This window comes from Streptomyces sp. R818 (assembly GCF_056172735.1).
This window is the reverse complement of the sequence record NZ_JAOCNE010000013.1, coordinates 197,594-213,559: the sequence shown is the minus strand read 5'-3', so window position 1 is coordinate 213,559 and position 15,966 is coordinate 197,594. Positions and strand designations below refer to the sequence as shown.

The window sequence follows — 15,966 nt, the reverse complement described above, 5'->3', positions numbered from 1 at the left end:
GGCTCCTTTACGCAGCAAGGACACCATGACTCAGCACTCCACCGACGAGTCCCCGGCGTTCGCCACCACGACCCGCGAGACCACCGACTGGTGGCGCGACGCGGTCATCTACCAGGTCTACCCGCGCAGCTTCGCCGACAGCGACGGCGACGGCACCGGGGACCTCGAAGGCGTCCGCCGCCGCCTGCCCTACCTGCGCGACCTCGGCGTCGACGCCGTGTGGCTCTCCCCCTTCTACGCGTCCCCGCAGGCCGACGGCGGCTACGACGTCGCCGACTACCGGGCCGTCGACCCCATGTACGGCACGCTCCTGGACGCCGACGCGGTCATCCGCGACGCGCACGCCCTGGGCCTGCGCATCATCGTCGACCTCGTGCCCAACCACTCCTCCGACCAGCACGAGTGGTTCAAGCGTGCCGTCGCCGAGGGCCCGGGATCGCCCTCGCGCGACCGCTACCACTTCCGCCCCGGAAAGGGAGCGGACGGCGAACTGCCGCCCAACGACTGGGAGTCCATCTTCGGCGGCCCCGCCTGGACGCGCCTGCCCGACGGCGAGTGGTACCTGCACCTCTTCGCGCCCGAGCAGCCGGACTTCAACTGGGAGCACCCGGCCGTCGCCGACGAGTTCCGCTCCATCCTGCGGTTCTGGCTCGACATGGGCGTCGACGGCTTCCGCATCGACGTCGCCCACGGCCTCGTCAAGGCCGAGGGCCTGCCCGACCTCGGCGCCCACGACCAGCTGAAGCTGCTCGGCAACGACGTCATGCCCTTCTTCGACCAGGACGGCGTCCACGAGATCTACCGCTCGTGGCGGCTCATCCTCGACGAGTACGACGGCGAGCGCGTCTTCGTCGCCGAGGCGTGGACCCCGACCGTCGAGCGCACCGCCAACTACGTGCGCCCCGACGAACTGCACCAGGCGTTCAACTTCCAGTACCTCGGCGCCCCCTGGGACGCCAAGGAGCTGCGCACCATCATCGACAGCTCCCTCGACGCCATGCGCCCCGTCGGCGCCCCGGCCACCTGGGTCCTGTCCAACCACGACGTCACCCGGCACGCCACCCGCTACGCCAACCCGCCCGGCGGCACCCAGATCCGCACCGCGGGCGACCGCGAGCTGGGCCTGCGCCGCGCCCGCGCCGCCACGCTGCTCATGCTGGCGCTGCCCGGGTCCGCGTACGTCTACCAGGGCGAGGAGCTCGGCCTGCCCGACGTCACCGACCTGCCCGACGAGGTGCGCCAGGACCCGTCGTTCTTCCGCGCCCAGGGCCAGGACGGCTTCCGCGACGGCTGCCGGGTGCCGATCCCGTGGACCGTCGAGGGCTCCTCGTACGGCTTCGGCGATGGCGGCAGCTGGCTCCCGCAGCCCGCCACCTGGGGCCCGCTCAGCGTCGAGGCGCAGACCGGCGACCCGGAGTCGACCCTGGAGATGTACCGCTCGGCGTTCGCCGTGCGCCGCGCACAGCCGGGCCTCGGCGCCGGTGCGGACGTGACCTGGCGCGACGACGTGCCCGCCGGCGTCCTCTTCTTCGAGCGCCCCGGGTTCGCCTGCACGGTCAACACGACCGGCGCCCCGGTCCGCGTCCCCGCGCCCGGCCGCGCGCTGCTCGCCTCGGGCCCGGTGCCGCCGGCCGAGGACGGCACGGTGGAGCTGCCCGCCGACACGACGGTGTGGTGGGAGACGGTCTGATCCGCGCACACACGTGAGAAGGGGGCCGGTGTTCGCGCACCGGCCCCCTTCCTCACACGTGTGTCACTTCCAGGTGTCACTCGCCGTGTAGCCGCTGCCCGAACCGGTCGTGTACGACCGGTTGTCCCCGGACTCCCACGTCACGTTCCCCGACGCGTCCTTCTTCAGGTACTTGTACGTGAAGGACGTGCTCTTCGGGACGATCACCGTGCTGCCCCAGGCGGGGTAGGAGGCCGACGACAGCGGGATCGCGTCGGCCGGGTTCCACGAGCCGAGCGAGGGGATCGAGCCGACGACGTAGACGTTCGTGCCGGTCGTGGTCGTGGCGTTGACCGTGAACCGCACGTCGGTGGCGCTCGCGTCGGCGACGTTCCAGGTGTTGTTGACCGCGGTCGACGCCGTGCCCGTGGTCAGCTTGCGGTTGGCGTTGGACTCCCAGGTGACGTTCCCGGAGGCGTCCTTCTTCAGGTACTTGTACTCGATCGCGGACGAGGCCGGGACGGCGATGTCCTTCTTCCAGACGGGGTAGCCGGTGGCGGACAGCTTGACGGCGTTCGCCGTGTTCCAGGAGCCGAGCGCGGGGGCGGACCCGACCACGTAGACATCGCTGCCGGAGGTGGTGGGCGCGTACTCGTTGAAGGACGCGGTGACGGTGGTGCCGCCGCCGTCACCGCCCCCGTTGTCCCCGCCGCCGCAGTTGACGGGGCAGGTGTACGACCCGTCGTAGAACGCGACCGCGCCCTTCGCCGGGACGGTGAGCGTGGCCTTGCCGCCGGAGACGGTGACCGAGGTGGCGCCGCCGTTGATCACGTTCTTGTACGTGCCGTCCTTGAGGCCGGTCGTGTACGTGGAGGTGTGCGCGGAGGAGGAGTTGTTGAGGGCGACGAAGCCGCCGGTGCCGCGCGCGAAACCGATGACGTTGGAGGCGGGGGACTGCCAGTTGGTGACGGAGGCGCCCGCGACCGCGTTGTGCCAGGCGACCATCCCGGAGACGGCGGTGTCGCGGTCCAGGCAGGACCAGCCGGAGGAGCAGGTGGTGTCGGTGACGAAGCCGCCGTTGTTGGGCGGTGCCTCGTCGCTCTGGGAGAAGTTCCAGGCGGCGTAGACGGACGGGCGGCCGTAGCCGCGCGCCAGCTGGAAGACGTTGGCGAGGACCGCCGTCGCGCCGTCCTTGTAGCTGAGCGTGTAGCCGTTGCGCTCGGTGTCGTGGTTGGTGACGAAGGTGTTGGAGTTCGCCTCGTTCGCCAGGCCCCAACTGCTGCCGAAGGAGGCCAGGTTCGCGATGTCACCGCCGCCGAACTGGGACTTCATGGCGGCCGCGTAGGTGAAGTCCAGGACGTCGCCGTTGGCGTAGTAGTCGCCGAGGGCCGGCGGGGTGCCCGGGTAGACCTCCTGCGTGATGTACGGGGCGTCGCCCGCCTTCGTGGTGTGCAGGGCGCTCACGATGGCCTTCATGTCGGCCGTCTCGATGTGCTTGGCGGCGTCGACGCGGAATCCGTCGACGCCGAGGTCGATCTGCTGGTTCAGGAAGCCGACGATCTTCGCGCGGACGCCGGACTCGGAGGTGTCGAGGTCGGGCAGGCCGAGCAGTTCGCAGTGCTGCACCTCGTACTGGTCCGACCAGTTGGAGATGGTCTTCGTGCAGTCGTTGCTGTCCGCCGGGTCGTAGTCCGGGGTGTCGTACTTGTTGCCGATGGTGGTGCCCGCGTAGCCGGTGCCGGTCTGCGCGGCCGTGTGGTTGATGACGGCGTCCGTGTAGACCTCGATGCCGGCGGCGTGGCAGGTGTCGACCATGGTCTTGAAGTCGCTCGCGCTGCCGAACCGGCTGTCCAGCTTGTACGAGTACGGCTGGTAGACGTCCCACCAGAAGTAGTTGGCCTGCTTGAGGGACTCCTCGGGCGGCGCGACCTGGACGGCGCCGTAGCCGGCCGGGTCGAGGACGTCGGTGCACTCCTTGGCGACCGACTTCCAGTTCCACGACCAGAGGTTGGCTATGACGTCGCCGTTCTTGACGCCCGTGTCGGCGGCGGACGCGGTCTGCGCGGGCAGGGTGACGACACCGCCGAGCGCGAGCGCGGCGACGGCGAGACCGGTGGCGGTGCGGTGCCTTCTGCGGGAAGGCGCGGTGGGGGATGGGCGCATGTGCGGCTCCTACATGTGGGGACTGCGGCAGCCCCTGAGGGGGCGGCGCACCGAGAGCGTGAGGGAGTCCGTGAGGCCGCGTCAATAACTCTGTTGAAAGTTCTTGCTATGCATTGCAGAACTCTTGCAGCAAAGTTCCTGCAAGCGATACGGTCACGCGGCGGACCGGTGCCGGCCCCTCGCCCCCGGATTCACGCACCCGCAAGAGCCCGATCCCCGCGAGGAGTTCGCCTTGTCTGCCTTGAGCCGCTCCCTCTCCACCCCGCACCGACACAGACGGACGGCCGCGTACACCGCGGCGGCCGCGCTGGTCCTGACCCTGGCCCAGCCGCTCGCGGCCCGCGCCGCGGCGCCGCCCGCGCCGCCGTCCGACGCGAAGCTGGCGGCCACGCCCGCACGCCACGACCTGACGCGCGAGCAGTACTACTTCGTCCTGCCCGACCGTTTCGCCAACGGCGACAGCTCCAACGACAAGGGCGGCCTGACCGGCACGCGCCTCGCCACCGGCTACGACCCTTCCGACAAGGGCTTCTACCAGGGCGGCGACCTCAAGGGCCTGACGAACCGGCTCGACTACATCAAGGAACTCGGCACCACCGCGATATGGCTGGCGCCGATCTTCAAGAACAAGCCCGTGCAGGGCACGGGAGAGAACGCGTCCGCCGGCTACCACGGCTACTGGATCACCGACTTCACGCAGGTCGACCCGCACTTCGGCACCAACGCCGACCTGAAGACCCTCATCTCCAAGGCCCACCGCAAGGGCATGAAGGTCTTCTTCGACGTCATCACGAACCACACCGCCGACACGGTCGACTACACGGAGAAGACGTACAGCTACCGGCCCAAGGGCGCCTATCCGTATCTGGACACCGAGGGCCGCCCCTTCGACGACAGCAAGGGTGTCAAGGCGAAGGTCGACGCGGACTCGTTCCCGTACACGCCGAAGAACACCGGCGAGATGGTCCCGTCCTGGCTGAACGACCCGACCATGTACCACAACCGCGGCGACTCGACCTGGGAGGGCGAGTCGACCACGTACGGCGACTTCTCCGGCCTCGACGACCTGTGGACCGAGCGGCCCGAGGTCGTCAAGGGCATGGAGGACATCTACAAGACGTGGGTGCGGGACTTCGACATCGACGGGTTCCGCATCGACACCGTCAAACATGTCGACCTGGACTTCTGGACCCAGTGGGCGACCGCGCTCGACACGTATGCCGCCGAGCACGGGCGGGACGACTTCTTCATGTTCGGTGAGGTGTACTCCGCCGACACCGACGTGACCTCCCCGTACGTCACCCGTGGCCGCCTCGACGCGACGCTCGACTTCCCCTTCCAGGACGCGGCCCGTGCCTACGCCTCGCAGGGCGCGTCGGCCGACAAGCTGGCCAAGGTGTTCGCCGACGACTACAAGTACGCGACCGACAAGGCGAACGCCTACGAGCAGGTCACCTTCCTCGGCAACCACGACATGGGCCGCATCGGCAGCTTCCTGAAGGCCGACAACCCGCAGGCCACCGACGCCGAGCTGCTGCGACGCGACAAGCTGGCCAACGAGGTCATGTTCCTCTCGCGCGGCAACCCCGTCGTCTACTACGGCGACGAGCAGGGCTTCACCGGGCCCGGCGGCGACAAGGACGCCCGGCAGACGATGTTCGCCTCGAAGGTCGCCGACTACCTCGACGACGACGAGATCGGCACCGCCCGCACCCACGCCGACGACGCCTACGACACCCGGCACCCGCTCTACAAGGCGATCGCCGCGCTGTCGAAGCTCCGCAAGGACAACCCGGCGCTCGCCGACGGCGCCCAGCGCGAGCTGTACGCCAAGGACTCGGTGTACGCGTTCTCCCGTACGGGCGCGGACCGCGAGTACGTCGTGGCGGTCAACAACGCGATGACGGCGAAGACGGTCGAGCTGCCGGTCGAGTCAGCGAAGTTCCGTGCGCTGTACGGCGGTTCGGGCACGGTGAAGGCGTCCGGCGGTTCCGTCGAGGTGACGGTTCCGGCGCTTTCGTCGCTCGTCCTGCGGGCCGACGGCAAGCTCCCCGCTCCCGCAGTGCAGCCCACGCTGTCGCTGACGGCCCCGGCCGCGGGCGCCACCGGCACGGTCACGCTCTCCGCCGACCCCGGCGCGACGGCCTCCGCGCGCGTCGTCTTCGCCGCGCAGACCGGCAACGGTGCCTGGAAGACGCTCGGCTCCGTCGACCACGCCCCGTACCGCATCACGCAGTACCTCCCCGACACGGTGGAGGCCGGGACGCCGCTGCGGTACAAGGCTGTCGTGGTGGACCGCGCCGGACGCACCGCGAGCGCCCTCGCCTCCTCGACGGCGGGGCAGCCGCCCGCGCCCGAGAAGCCGACGGCCGTGGACCGTGACCACGCCGTCGTCCACTACCGGCGCGCGGTCGGCGACTACGACGGCTGGACGGTCAAGTCGGGTTCCGCAAGTGGCCAGTTCACCGGACGGGACGCCTTCGGCGCCTTCGCCTGGGTGAAGGTCCCGGACGGCGCAAGTTCGGTGACGTACACCGTCGAGAAGGACGGCTCCGCCGACGGTCCGCAGCGCACCGTCGACCTGGCCAAGACCGGTGAGGTCTGGATCGAGCAGGGCAAGGACGACCAGGCGACCGCCAAGCCCGACGGCGCCTACCCGCCGCAGGACGAGAAGAAGGCCGTCATCCATGTCCACCGCGCCGACGGCGACTACGACGGCTGGGGCCTGCACACCTGGACCGGCGCCGCGACGCCGACCGACTGGGCCAAGCCGCTCCAGCCGACCGGCAAGGACGCCTACGGCCTGATCTTCGAGGTGCCGCTCGCCGACGGCGCGACCACCCTCAACTACATCGTCCACAAGGGCGACGAGAAGGACATCGCCACCGACCGCGTCCTCGACTTCGCCACGTACGGCAAGGAGGTGTGGCTCAACGCGGGGGAGTCCTCGTACCTGCTTCCGTCGGTCGGCTCGGGCGGTGACCTCGATCTGTCGAAGGCGCAGGCGCAGTGGATCGACGCCGACACCGTGGTCTGGAAGGTGACGGCCACCGCCGCCACCAGTCAGCAGCTCGTCTACGCGCCCGAGGGCGGCATCACCGTCCAGGACGGTGCGCTGAGCAGCGAGGGGCATTGGCTGCGGCTGAAGGCCGGTGTGCTGACCGACGCGCAGAAGGCGAAGTATCCGCACCTGAAGGAGTACCCGGCGTTCACCGTCGACCCGCGCGACCGCGACCGGGTGCGGGACGCCCTGCGCGGCCAGCTGATCGCGACGCAGCGCGCGGCGAACGGCGCGCTCCTTTCCGCCACGGGTGTTCAGGTCCCGGGCGCCCTCGACGACGTGTACGCGGGCAGCGCCGAGAAGGCCGCCCTGGGCCCGGTGTTCAGGGGCGACAAGGTCACACTCTCCGTCTGGGCGCCGACCGCCCAGGACGTACGGCTCGAACTCGGCGACGGCGGCAAGGCGCGGGCGATGCGCCGCGACGCGGCCAGCGGCGTCTGGTCCGTCACCGGACCGGCGTCGGCCTGGCGCGGCAAGGAGTACCGGTTCGCCGTGACCGTGTGGGCGCCGAGCGTCCAGAAGCTCGTCACCAACAAGGTCACCGACCCGTACTCGGTGGCGCTCACCGCGAACTCCGAGCGCAGCCTCGTCGTCGACCTGGCCGACAAGACGCTCGCCCCGAAGGGCTGGTCGGGCCTGACCAAGCCGAAGGCCGTCGCGATGAAGGACGCGCAGATCCAGGAGCTGCACATCCGCGACTTCTCGGTGGCGGACGGCACGACCCCGGCGAAGGACCGCGGCACCTACCGCGCCTTCACCGACAAGAACAGCGACGGCTCCAAGCACCTGCGCGAGCTGTCGAAGGCAGGCACCTCGTACGTGCACCTGCTGCCCGCCTTCGACATCGCCACCATCCCCGAGAAGAAGTCCGAGCAGGCCACGCCCGCCTGTGACCTGGCGTCGTACGCCGCCGACAGCGACAAGCAGCAGGAGTGCGTCGGCAGGACGGCGGCCAAGGACGCCTTCAACTGGGGCTACGACCCGTACCACTACACGGTCCCCGAGGGCTCGTACGCGAGCGACCCCGACGGCACCCGGCGCACGGTCGAGTTCCGCCAGATGGTGAAGTCGCTCAACGAGGACGGCCTGCGCGTCGTCATGGACGTCGTCTACAACCACACGGCGGCGGCCGGGCAGGACAAGACGTCCGTCCTCGACCGGATCGTGCCGGGCTACTACCAGCGGCTCATGGCGGACGGCTCCGTCGCCAACTCCACGTGCTGCGCGAACACCGCGCCCGAGAACGCGATGATGGGCAAGCTCGTCGTCGACTCGCTCGTCACCTGGGCCAAGGAGTACAAGGTCGACGGCTTCCGCTTCGACCTCATGGGTCACCACCCGAAGGCGAACATCCTCGCGGTCCGCAAGGCGCTCGACGCGCTCACCCTCAAGAAGGACGGCGTCGACGGCAAGAAGATCATCCTCTACGGGGAGGGCTGGAACTTCGGCGAGGTCGCCGACGACGCCCGCTTCGAGCAGGCCACGCAGAAGAACATGGCGGGCACCGGCATCGCCACCTTCGCCGACCGGGCCCGCGACGCGGTGCGCGGCGGCAGCCCGTTCGACGAGGACCCGGGCGTCCAGGGCTTCGCCTCCGGCCTCTACACCGACCCCAACTCCTCGAAGGCGAACGGTACCGAGGCCGAGCAGAAGGCCCGCCTCCTGCACTACCAGGACCTGATCAAGGTCGGCCTGTCCGGCAACCTCGCCGCCTACGAGTTCACCGACAGCGCGGGGAAGCAGGTGAAGGGCTCCGACGTCGACTACAACGGGGCGCCCGCCGGCTACGCGGCAGCTCCCGGCGACGCCCTCGCCTACGCGGACGCGCACGACAACGAGTCCCTGTTCGACACGCTGACGTACAAGCTGCCCGCGACGACGAGCACGGCCGACCGCTCGCGCATGCAGGTCCTCGCCATGGCGACGGCCGCGCTCTCGCAGGGCCCGGCCCTGTCGCAGGCGGGCACCGACCTGCTCCGCTCGAAGTCGCTCGACCGGAACTCGTTCGACAGCGGCGACTGGTTCAACGCCGTCCACTGGGACTGCCGGGCGGGCAACGGGTTCGGGCGCGGTCTGCCCCCGGCCGCCGACAACCAGGCCAAGTGGCCGTACGCGCGGCCCTTGCTGGCATCGGTGAAGGTGCCGGGGTGCACGGCGATCAACGGCACCTCCGCCGCCTACCAGGACCTCCTGAAGATCCGCACGGCCGAGCCGGCCTTCCACCTGGCCTCGGCCGGGCAGGTCCAGAAGGAGCTGTCGTTCCCGCTCTCGGGGAAGGACGAGACGCCGGGCGTCATCACCATGCGCCTCGGTGACCTCGTGGTCGTCCTGAACGCCACGCCGCAGCGGCAGAGCCAGACGGTGTCCGGGCTCGCCGGGACCGGGTACCGGCTGCACCCGACACAGGCCGGCGGCTCGGACCCGGTCGTCAAGTCGGCCACGTACAAGGCGGGTTCGGGAACCTTCGAGGTTCCCGCCCGGACGGTGGCGGTCTTCCGCCAGAAGTAGCCCGGTACGACGACGGTGCCCCCGCCCCGTACGGGCGGGGGCACCGTCATGACCTCACTTGCGCAGAAGGCTCAGCGGGAACGCCTTTGCCATCGCCGCCATGCCCGCGTCGTTCGGGTGGAGGCCGTCGCCGCTGTCGTACGCGGCGAGCAGTCGTCCGGGGCTCGCCGGGTCGCGCACGGCCTTGTCGAAGTCGACGACGCCGTCGTAGGCGCCGCTGGTGCGGATCCAATGGTTCACGGCCTGCCGGGCCGCTTCCCGTTCCGGGGTGTAGAAGCCGAGCGAGTCGCCCTCGAAGGGCAGGATGGTCGCGCCGAAGGCGCGCAGGCCGCGTGCGTGGGCGCGGTGGATCAATTCCTCGTACCCCGCGATGAGTTCGGCGGCCGAGACCTCCTCGGACGCGGGTGCGGTGGTGCCCGGGTGGCCCAGGTCGTTGACGCCGAGCAGCACCACGACGGCACGGGCACCCGGCTGGTTCAGCACGTCCCGGTCGAACCGCTTCAGGCCGCTCTCGCCGAAGTACGCGGCGTAGGACTCGGCGGGTGAACCGGCGGGCGGGTTCGGGTCGCGGAGCAGGCGGTTGCCGCCGATGCCCGCGTTCAGGACGCCGGTGGAGGCCAGGCGCCGGTCGCCGCGCAGCCGCTCGGCCAGCAGGTCGGGCCAGCGGTGGTCCGCGTCGACCTGGGTGTTGGAGCCGTCGGTGATGGAGTCGCCGAAGGTGACGAGCGCGGAGTCGGCCGTGCCGCGGCGCCGGTCGACGGCCACGCCCGACAGGAAGTAGCGGCTGGTCATCGTGGTGGTCGGGGTCAGGTCGGGCTTGCCCGCGACATTGCCCGCCGCGACGAAGCCGCGCTGGAACGCGGAGGAGTGCACCGTGTCGGCCGGGGTGGGGCGCGGCAGATACAGGCTGATCACCAGGGAGCCGCCCGGGGTCATGGGCAGCGCCACCGGGTCGCTCCAGCGCTGTGCGCCCGGCGCGAGGGTCGCCGAGGAACGGCCGCCGAAGCGCAGCGACCGGTCCGTGGCCGGGTCGATCGCGGTGGCGGGCCCGCCCGTGGCCCGGTGCGCGACCCGGGCCTCGCCGATCGCCAGCGGGGCGGTGCCGAACTCGTTCGTGAACCGCACACGCACCGTGCGCCCCGCGACGCTGGTGTGCACGATCTGCCGCAGCGTCTGATCCGCGAAGGACGTGGCGTCGGAGCCGGGCACCCCGGTCGGCGCGGCGGCCCAGGTACCGACGAGGCCGGGACCGGGGGGCGCCGCGTGTGCCGCCTGCGCGGAGGCAGGCAGGGAGAGGGCGGCGAGGAGTCCTGCGAGGGGGAGCGTCAGGAGGGCGAGGGGGCGTCGGGGGCGTCGGGGCCAGAGGCGTCTTCGCATGCATCGATTCCTACGGGTGGGGCGCGGGCGCGTCAATGGCGCGGCTGGGGCGGTTGCCGCCTCGGGGGTGCGGTCCAGCCACGCGCGCGTGGCGTGGCCCCCGCCGTGACCTGGTCCGAACCAAGTGGCAGGATCAGGGGGTTCGCGAACTCAGGGGGGCCAGGGTGGAACGACGGGAACAAGGGGCGCGCCGTGCCGGGAGGGCGCGAAGACGCCTCACGCAGGTGCTGGTGTCGAGCGCGGTGATCGCCGCTGTGCTCGGGGCCGCCGGCGGCGCGTACGCGTACTGGCGCCACAGCAAGGCGCTCGCCATCACCCGGTGCGTACGGGACGGGGGTGAGGCAAGCACGTCCGCGATCGGCGCCGCGCCGGGCGCGCTGCCCGTCGTCGGCCCGGGCACCTTCACCACGGCGCACGGCGACGGCGCCCCGGTCGGCTCCGGGCAGCGGCTGCGGCGCTACAAGGTGCAGGTCGAGGACGGCATCGGCATCCAGGCCGACACCGCCGCGCGGGAGATCGCGGGCATCCTCGGCGATCCGCGCGGCTGGAGCCGCGACGGGGTCGACCGGTTCCAGCTCGTCGGCTCGGGGCCGCGCGACTTCATCATCAAGATCGCCACTCCGCACACCGTGGACTGCCTCTGCGGCTCCGCGGGCCTGGACACCGGCGGCGAGGTGAACTGCAGCATCGGCCGCTCGGTCGTGGTCAACCTGCGGCGCTGGGTGCAGGGCTCACCGGAGTTCGACGGGCCCCTCACCGACTACCGGGCGCTGATCGTCAACCACGAGGTCGGCCACCGCATCGGCCACGGACACGAGACGTGCCCGGCGGCCGGGCGGCCCGCGCCCGCGATGATGCAGCAGATCAAGGGCCTGCACGGCTGCACCGCGAACGCCTGGCCCTACGACCGCGCGGGCACCTACCTCGGCGGCCCCCACGTGTCCTGAGCCCGCCCCGCGAGCCCGTCTCACATCAGCCCCAGCTCCCGCCCCCGGTCGACGGCTTCCGCCCGTGTGCGCGCGCCGAGCTTCCGGTACACCGCACGGGTGTGGCTCTTGACCGTGTTGTACGAGACGTACATGCCGTCCGCGATCTGCCGCAGCGGCGCCTCGTGCTGCAACGCGTGCAGCACGGCGAGCTGACGATCTGTCAAAGGTTCGAGAGCGGCGGGTGTGACGGCCGCCCGGTCGTCCTGTTCCGGCACGGAGGCCAGTACGGCGGACGCCTCGTCCCGCAGCTCGCGGGCGCTCCGCGCGTCCGTCACGTCCTCCGCGATCTCGTCCAGGACGCCGGCGACCCACACCAGACACGTCGTCACCGCCTCGTCCGCACCCAGCGGATCACGACTCAGCGAACGCAGACGGCCGTGCAGATCCGCCACCCGCCCGTCCACCGGCCCGGAGCCGTCGGGCTCCGCGCGCGGCATGTGCGTGTGCATGCCCCCCACCTCCCCATGTGACAGGGCATCTCCCTCATACCGTGCGGGCGGAACGGGGACCGGGGAAGGGGCTTGTCGGCCCTCTGTGCCCGGGGCCTGCCTTCACGGGCTTCAGCGTCCCGCGTCGCGGGGGCCCGGGAGCCGTCGCACCTCGACCAGTTCGAGGCCGAACGTCTGGACGCGGTCGAGGATGCCGTACAGGGCCGCCTGGTCGAGCCCGGCTCCAAGGAGGACCGTCTCGGCCGGGTGCAGCACGATCGTCAGCTCGCCGAACTCCGCCCGGAACGCCTCGCCGATCCTGCCCCGGACCCGGATCTCGTAGTCGGCGCCCGACGACGGCCGGTCCGCTCCGGAGCCCGCCCGCGCCCCGCCCATGACGCCACCTCCCCTGCGACAGCCCGGTCCGGGAACGACCCTGCCGCGTGGCCGGGGCGTACCGCATCACCTCGTGCGGGTGACAGGGGAGGAGGACGGCGTACAGGCGGGGACGGGTGAGAGCCGGTGGGGGGTGGGTGGTCCGTTGGCCCGCTTCCGGACGCCGGTGACCCGCTCCCGCTGGACCAATGGCACAACACACCCGTGCCCTGTTGAACCATCAGCCCCTCAGGTGCTGCAATGCACAGGTCGATGGCGCTGCGGATCCTTCCGGGATCTCCGCGGCGCCTTACTCATGTCCGGGGCGGAACACGGACCGAAACGGCTGGGAAAGGGCGGGGACATTGCTGAAGAGGGCCTTCGTTGCACCGGATCCGGGGCGGACGCGGCTGCGGTTCGCGAGCCGGGCCGTGCTCGGGATCGGGCTCGCCGTGGCGGTGAGCGGGGCGCTGGGGCACGCGTTGACGTCGGCCGTGACGGGCGGCCTCGCCGCGCTGCTCGCCCTCTTCACGGTCACCGACGCGACGGTCCGGGGGCAGGCGGTCACGACGGCGCTCCTGCCCGTCGCCGGGCTTCCCGTCCTCGCGCTGGCCGCGCTGCTCCACGCCCAGCCCCTCGCCCGTGACCTGGTCTTCCTCGCGATCGTCGGCGCGGGCGTGTACGCGCGGCGGTGGGGGCCGCGCGGCCACTCCCTCGGCGTCTTCGCCTTCATGACCTACTTCGCCGCCCAGTTCCTGCACACGACCCCCGGGCAGCTCCCCGAGCTGTACGCGGCGGTGCTGCTCTCGCTCGCCGTCGCCGCCGCCGTGCGGTTCGGCGCGTGGTGCTACGAGCGCCGGGTCCCGGTGCCCGCGCCCGTTCCGGTGCCCTTCACCGGAACCGGTCTGGCCCGGATCACGACTCGCCAAGCCGTGCAGGCGACCGCAGGCGCGGGCTTCGCGCTCGCCGTCGGCCAGCTCCTCTCCGACCAGCGCTGGTACTGGGCCGTCGGCGCCACCTGGTGGGTCTTCGTGAACACCACCTCGCGCGGCGAGACCCTCGTACGGGGCTTCCGACGCTTCCTGGGCACCGTCCTCGGCATCGTGCTCGGCTTCCTGGTCGCCGTACCGCTGCACGACGAGCCGGTCGCGGCGGCGCTCGTGATCGCCCTGAGCGTCTTCGGCATCTTCTACACGGCCGCCGTCTCCTACACATGGATGATGCTGGCCGTCACCACCATGGCGAGCATGCTGTACGGGCTCCTCGGCGTCCTCGACCCCGGCCTCCTCGCCCTGCGGGTGGGGGAGACGGCGGTCGGGGCGCTCGGCGCCGTCCTCGCTGTGCTCCTCGTCCTGCCCGTGACCACACACTCCGTCACCGACGCCTGGGTCGAACGCGCCCTGCGCTGCGTCCACGCCTGCACCGCCGAGGCCGCCGCCCGCCTCGCCGGTGACGCCACCGCGGACCCGGCCCCGCGCGTCGCCGAACTGGAGTCGCTGCTGACCCGCGTACGCCTCTCCCTCGCGCCCCTCGTCCACCCGTTCAGCCCGCTCCGGGCCCGCAAGGGCCGCGCCCGTCGCATCCTCGCCCTCCTCGACGACTGCGCCCGCGAGGTCCGCGGCCTCGCCTCCGTCGCCGCGGACCCGGAGGCCTCGCACGACGCCCGCCTCGCCGCGGCCTGCTGGCGCGTGGAGGCGGCGGTGGAGGCGCTGACCACCCCGGCCCCCTACGAGGCCGACGTCGAGGCGGCGCCCCGGGCACCGGAGGCCGAGCCGGTCCTCGCGCACCTGCACGCGCTGGAGCGGGCCCTGGTCGAGATGGCGGTGCCGCTGCGCGGGGCGGGGCGGGCGAGCGTCGGCGCGTAACCGGCACCGCGCCCCGCCGCGCATTTCCGCGCGCTCCCCGCACGTCCGCGACCGCCCGACGACCGTCCCGGTCCTGTGGTCGTCCCGCCACGGCCACGGCACGCGGGGGAGCGCCCCCGGGCACCGTTCTCGAGCCACTGGGGTGAGCCATGCCCGCTGGTTCGAGCTGCCGCCGGACGCGGTGCTCGAAGTGGAGCTGCACCATCCGGAGCACCGCTGGTTCGCCGGGCTCGGCCTGCGCCGGCACGCCGTCCCCGCCCTGGCCGGCATGTGCCTGGAGATCGGTGGCGTCCGCTACGGCGCCGCCCCCTTCAACGGCTGGTACATGGGCACCGGGACAGGCGCCCGCAACCTCGCCGACATCGACCGCTACGACCTCCTCCCGCACCTCGCCCACCGCCTCGGCCTCGACACGAGCACCGAGCGCACCCCGGCCTACGTCCACCCGCCCGACGCCCGGGCAAGGGCCCGCGGCGAGGAGCGACCCGCGGCACACCGCCCGGCGCCCCTCGCCGACCGGTCCTGAACCCGCTGCTACGGTCGGCGCATCGGGCACGTGGCCCGTACGCCGAAAGGGGACACAGTGACCGGCAGTCAGTCAGGACGGTCAGGACGGGCTTACATCGGATCGTTCACGGCGGCGGGCGGCCCAGGCATCGTCACCGCGACGGTGGACGCCTCCGACGGCTCGCTGACCCTCCTCGGCGCCACCGACGCCACACCCGACCCCTCGTACCTGGCGGTCGGCGCCGACGGCGGACTGCTGTACGCGGTCGGCGAGACGAACGACGGCACGGTCACCACGTTCCGCACGGACACCACCCCGGTGTCCCCGCTCGGCAAGCCCGCCCCCGTCGACGGCGACGGCCCCACCCACCTGTCCCTCTGGGGCGCCCACGTGCTCACCGCCAACTACGGCTCCGGCAGCGTCACCGCGCTCCCGCTGCGCGCCGACGGCACCCCGGACGCGGGCGGCCGCGACGTGCTGCGGCACACCGGTGCGGGCCCGCACCCGCAGCGCCAGCAGGGCCCGCACGCCCATCAGGTCCTACCGGACCCGAGCGGCCGGTGGGCCATCAGCGTCGACCTCGGCACGGACTCCGTCCGCGTCTGCGTCCTCACCGACGGCCGCCTCACCGTCCACCACGAGACGCCCCTGCGGCCCGGCTCGGGCCCCCGCCACCTGGTCTTCCACCCGTCGGGCGGATACGCGTACGTCCTCAACGAACTCACCCCGACCCTCACGGTCTGCCAGTGGGACGCCACCGCCGGCATCCTCAAGCCGCTGACCGAGGTCTCCGTCCTGACGGAGGCGCCGCGCGGCGACGCCTACCCCTCCGAGATCGTCGTCTCGCCCGACGGCCGCTTCCTGTGGACGGCGACCCGGGGCGAGGACGTCATCTCCACGTTCACCCTGGACGCCACAGGCGAGCACCCCGCACTCCGCTCGACAGTCCCCTGCGGCGGCCACTGGCCCCGCGACCTGGCCCTCTCCCCGTCGACCCACCACCTCTACACAGCGAACGAACGC

The 15,966-nt window shown here is 71.9% G+C and carries 9 protein-coding genes and 1 pseudogene; 6 read left to right on the top strand and 4 right to left on the bottom strand.

The window, feature by feature from the left end; genetic code table 11:
• Positions 1–25 precede the first annotated feature (25 nt).
• Positions 26–1,690, top strand: coding sequence for a glycoside hydrolase family 13 protein (locus N5I75_RS30385; protein WP_476682704.1), 1,665 nt, complete (start codon positions 26–28; stop codon positions 1,688–1,690).
• 63 nt (positions 1,691–1,753) lie between these two features.
• On the opposite strand, the gene N5I75_RS30380 is transcribed toward N5I75_RS30385, so the two are convergent.
• Positions 1,754–3,832: a carbohydrate-binding module family 20 domain-containing protein gene (locus N5I75_RS30380; RefSeq protein ID WP_476682702.1), complete on the bottom strand. Its 2,079-nt coding sequence runs from the start codon at positions 3,830–3,832 to the stop codon at positions 1,754–1,756.
• A 241-nt stretch (positions 3,833–4,073) separates the two neighbouring features.
• Here N5I75_RS30380 and pulA point away from each other — a divergent pair, with 241 nt between their 5' ends.
• Positions 4,074–9,401, top strand: coding sequence for a pullulanase-type alpha-1,6-glucosidase (gene pulA, locus N5I75_RS30375; RefSeq protein ID WP_476683122.1), 5,328 nt, complete (start codon positions 4,074–4,076; stop codon positions 9,399–9,401).
• 54 nt (positions 9,402–9,455) lie between these two features.
• Here pulA and N5I75_RS30370 read toward each other — a convergent pair whose 3' ends face one another.
• Positions 9,456–10,778: an SGNH/GDSL hydrolase family protein gene (locus N5I75_RS30370; protein ID WP_476682700.1), complete on the bottom strand. Its 1,323-nt coding sequence runs from the start codon at positions 10,776–10,778 to the stop codon at positions 9,456–9,458.
• Between the two features lie 230 nt (positions 10,779–11,008).
• Between N5I75_RS30370 and N5I75_RS30365 the strand changes: the two genes are divergently transcribed.
• The gene (locus tag N5I75_RS30365; protein ID WP_476682698.1) at positions 11,009–11,725 is read left to right on the top strand and encodes a DUF3152 domain-containing protein; all 717 of its coding nucleotides are present in this window, start codon (positions 11,009–11,011) and stop codon (positions 11,723–11,725) included.
• A 20-nt stretch (positions 11,726–11,745) separates the two neighbouring features.
• On the opposite strand, the gene N5I75_RS30360 is transcribed toward N5I75_RS30365, so the two are convergent.
• Together N5I75_RS30360 and N5I75_RS30355 are read right to left on the bottom strand one after the other, a co-directional pair.
• Complete coding sequence (locus tag N5I75_RS30360) at positions 11,746–12,216, bottom strand: helix-turn-helix transcriptional regulator (protein WP_476682696.1); 471 nt, start codon at positions 12,214–12,216, stop codon at positions 11,746–11,748.
• Between the two features lie 111 nt (positions 12,217–12,327).
• A complete protein-coding gene (locus N5I75_RS30355; RefSeq protein ID WP_476682694.1) occupies positions 12,328–12,591 on the bottom strand; it encodes a hypothetical protein in 264 nt (87 codons plus the stop codon).
• 344 nt (positions 12,592–12,935) lie between these two features.
• Between N5I75_RS30355 and N5I75_RS30350 the strand changes: the two genes are divergently transcribed.
• From N5I75_RS30350 to N5I75_RS30340, 3 genes and pseudogenes are all read left to right on the top strand, one after another.
• Complete coding sequence (locus tag N5I75_RS30350) at positions 12,936–14,435, top strand: FUSC family protein (protein ID WP_476682692.1); 1,500 nt, start codon at positions 12,936–12,938, stop codon at positions 14,433–14,435.
• A gap of 154 nt (positions 14,436–14,589) precedes the next feature.
• Positions 14,590–14,865 (top strand): annotated as a pseudogene (locus N5I75_RS30345) (nitric oxide synthase oxygenase); the annotation flags it as partial.
• Between the two features lie 153 nt (positions 14,866–15,018).
• Positions 15,019–15,966: lactonase family protein (locus N5I75_RS30340; protein WP_476682690.1), on the top strand; the 948-nt coding region annotated here is incomplete at its 3' end.